This is a genomic window from Serratia sp. (in: enterobacteria) (assembly GCF_046715635.1).
Classification (GTDB): domain Bacteria; phylum Pseudomonadota; class Gammaproteobacteria; order Enterobacterales; family Enterobacteriaceae; genus Chania.
On sequence record NZ_JBKJYW010000230.1, the window covers coordinates 1 to 3,560 of the forward strand.

General features: G+C 49.8%; 4 protein-coding genes. 3 read left to right on the forward strand and 1 reads right to left on the reverse strand.

Annotated features, from left to right (window positions below):
- Nucleotides 1-671 (reverse strand): A/G-specific adenine glycosylase (gene mutY / locus ACLQ7H_RS11615; protein ID WP_411752797.1); only part of this gene is annotated, 671 nt, incomplete at its 3' end.
- 180 nt (nucleotides 672-851) lie between these two features.
- Here mutY and trmB point away from each other — a divergent pair.
- The 3 genes from trmB to ACLQ7H_RS11630 form a co-directional block, all read left to right on the forward strand.
- Nucleotides 852-1,571 (forward strand): tRNA (guanosine(46)-N7)-methyltransferase TrmB, encoded by a 720-nt coding sequence (trmB, locus tag ACLQ7H_RS11620; protein ID WP_021806299.1) that lies wholly within the window; start codon nucleotides 852-854, stop codon nucleotides 1,569-1,571.
- 231 nt (nucleotides 1,572-1,802) lie between these two features.
- The gene (locus tag ACLQ7H_RS11625; RefSeq protein WP_411752798.1) at nucleotides 1,803-3,083 is read left to right on the forward strand and encodes a tyrosine-type recombinase/integrase; all 1,281 of its coding nucleotides are present in this window, start codon (nucleotides 1,803-1,805) and stop codon (nucleotides 3,081-3,083) included.
- A gap of 204 nt (nucleotides 3,084-3,287) precedes the next feature.
- Nucleotides 3,288-3,560 (forward strand): DcrB-related protein (locus ACLQ7H_RS11630; RefSeq protein ID WP_411752799.1); only part of this gene is annotated, 273 nt, incomplete at its 3' end.

Sequence of the window (3,560 nt, forward strand, 5' to 3'; positions counted from 1 at the left end):
TTTTTGCCTGGATAGTTGGCCCAACTGCTGTTGCCGTTGGCAATGCAGCCGATATTGAGCGGGCATAACTCACATTTGGGTTTGCTACGGGTGCAGACCATCGCTCCCAGATCCATCATCGCCTGATTGAACTGTCCAACCCCTTTTGCTGGAGTGACCTCTTCGCTGATTTCCCACAGGCGATTTTCCACCTCTTTTTTGCCCGGCCAGCCAGCTATGGCATAGCAACGGGCCAGTACGCGCTTGACGTTACCGTCGAGGATTGGATAGTGCTGCCCCTGGGACAGAGAGAGAATGGCACCGGCAGTTGAACGGCCTACGCCAGGCAGAGCGACAATTTCTTCAAAGGTTGTCGGGAACTCACCGCCGTGCTGTGCGACAATGGTCTGCGCCGCTTTATGCAGGTTTCTGGCTCGGGCATAATAGCCAAGCCCGGTCCACAGATGCAGGACTTCATCCTGCGGCGCTTCGGCCAAGGCGCGCACGTTCGGAAAGCGTGCCATAAAGCGCTGAAAATAAGGAATAACGGTGGCAACCTGAGTTTGTTGCAGCATCACCTCAGAGAGCCATACTTGATAAGGCGTTTTATCGAGTTGCCACGGCAGCGTTTTGCGGCCATAGCGTTGGTACCAGTCAAGCACTACGTGCGAGAACTGTTGTGCTTGCATCATGAGCGAATTCGCTATCCGGCAGATAAATAATGATGCGCGATTGCAGCATAGAGTGATGGTGCTGTAAACCGGAACTTTCCGGAGATGCACATCTGGTATGATGATGAACGCTTGCTAAAGCAAGGTATCTTTGCATAATGCGCGTTCCCCTAATTGGCAGCCAAATAGACAGAAAGCACTATGATTAATGACGTCATCTCCCCAGAATTTGATGAGAACGGCCGCGCGATGCGCCGTATCCGCAGTTTTGTTCGCCGCCAGGGGCGGTTGACCAAAGGCCAGCAGCAGGCGCTGGACAACTATTGGCCGGTGATGGGCGTGGAATATCAGGCTGAACCTGTCGATATCGCCGCGCTGTTTGGCCGTGAAGCGCCAACCGTGCTGGAGATTGGTTTTGGCATGGGGGCTTCGCTGGTCACCATGGCGGGCAACAACCCGCAGCAGAACTTCCTGGGGATCGAGGTCCATTCGCCGGGCGTGGGTGCCTGCCTGGCCGATGCCCATGAGGCGGAGTTGGCCAACCTGCGGGTGATGTGCCACGATGCGGTAGAAGTCTTGCAGAATATGATCCCGGACGCTTCACTGGATATGGTGCAGCTGTTCTTCCCGGATCCGTGGCACAAGGCACGCCACAACAAACGCCGCATCGTACAGACGCCGTTTGTTGAGCTGGTGCAGCGCAAATTAAAAGTCGGTGGCGTATTCCATATGGCCACCGACTGGCAACCCTATGCGGAACACATGCTGGAAGTCATGAGCAGCAGCGCAGGCTACCGTAATCTCTCCGAGAGCAATGATTACGTACCGCGTCCGGACTCGCGTCCGCTGACAAAATTTGAATTACGTGGCCAGCGTCTGGGACATGGCGTTTGGGATTTGATGTTTGAGAGGATGGAATAATGGCTAATTATTGTAGTCAACCCATTTTTCCGTAATGGAATCAACAGGATTTTAACTTCACTAAGTTGATTTTAAAGTGATTTTTATGAATTTCATGATTTCTTGTTGTCCCATTAGATCTCACTAAAAACCACTTAATCCTACATTTTATTGTAGGTCAAAATGTAGCTTGCTAGTTTGCCTATGGTATAATGAGTGTCATGTAACAGTGACACTCATGGAGCTAACCAGGTGGAAAAACTAGAGAAAAAACCACTGTCAACCAAAGCTATTGAAGCCATGAAACCCGGTGACAAAGACAAAGCTGACACAGGCGAAAATCGAGCATTACGGATCACTTGTGGCGCTACCGGACTGAAAACTTTCTTCTACCGATACACCAGTCCCCTTACTAACAAACTAGTCCAAGCTAAGATCGGTCACTTCCCCAATATCTCTCTGGCGCAGGCTCGCGTTGAACTGAAAACTCTCAAGCAGGTAAAAAATGAAGGTCGATGCCCTGCGAGTGAGCGGAAAGCTGAAAAACAACAAAAACAGCAGGCTGAGTTAGTAAAACAGCAAACGCTCTTTACTGTCCGAGACTTGGTAGAACTGTACCTCACTCAACGCATTGAAGATCGCAAAGGGAAAGACGGCAAGATTATTCGAGGAGCACGGAAGGTTGGGGGACAATACATATGCCGACGTATGATGACTTGTGATGTTATGGATAAAATCGGTGATCGTGCGGCTCAGGATGTTACCCGAAAAGATGTTATTGATCTCGTGATGATGGTTGTTGATCGTGGGGCAAACACATTGGCTGGTAACGTATTGCGTGAGCTTTGTGCCGCTTACGAGTTTGCTCTCGGACTTGGGAGATTAGACGAGAATTTTGCTAATCCGGCGTTGTTGGCGAAAGCGAGCCTTGCTCAGACAAAAATGAGACTCAACTCCACACCCGGTAAGCGTGTTCTGTCAGATAATGAATTGATACAGATGCTCAACTGGTTGCCTCACTCGGCTTATCCAGCAAATGCTAAAAATATTTTACGGTTGACGATATGGACAGGGTGTCGCACCGGGGAAATATGCAATATGGCTTGGGAGGACGTTAATCTTGATAAGGGCACGGTTCACTTGCGGGAAACCAAAAGCGGGATTGAGCGCCATGTGCAGTTATCGCTCCAAGCAACTCAGTTCCTCCAATCGCTCTACACGGAGAAAGAGCAATTCGTATTTCCTTCACGAATAAGCCATGAACCCGTTCAGCAGTCTTCGCTGACCCTTTTTGCTAGCAAGTTGCGTAAAAAGGGAAAAATGCTTGATATCCCCCACTGGACGCCACACGACCTACGCCGAACTGTACGTACAGGCTTGGCTCGTCTTAAATGCCCCAGTGAAGTCGCAGAGGCAGTTTTAGGTCATTCCCGCAAGGGTATCGAAGGCACCTATGATCTCCACCGCTACGAGGATGAGTGTAAGATCTGGCTGCAAAAATGGGCTGACTACCTCGATACTTTGAAAGCATGATCTGATATCTCACTCTTCTAGCACCTGAATCATTCAGGATTCAAATAACAAAACATCAGAAATCATGCCGACATCAATATGTAAGCGAATTTGATGTGAACGATATTATTTTTTTGCTAGTTTCGCTTTGTCTGCCGTCGCTTATCTATAAGCAGTATGATAAACCTACATGCCATTGATAAGGATTTTGCATGGAGTACGGGAATGTTTCAGGTTTCAGAACCACGTTGTGTCTTTACTGAAGGTAGTATTGCCCTACCAGATGGTTGTCGTGAGCAAACTGTCAATATCTTGATGACCAGCAACGGTCCATCCTTGAACATCTCCCGTGACCAATTGCGCCCCGACGGAGACTTTGCCGCCTACCTGTCCCGCCAGCGTGAGGTGTTGCAAAAAGGCTTGCGCAAGTACCAGGCTCTCGACGAACAGCCCGCCGTCTTGGGCGATAGCCTGTTCCACGGCATCACGCTGCTTTCC

Bases quoted from the DNA above. Each gene is read 5' to 3' on its own strand.
- trmB (WP_021806299.1), top strand. From the start codon at position 852: ATGATTAATGACGTCATCTCCCCAGAATTTGATGAGAACGGCCGCGCG.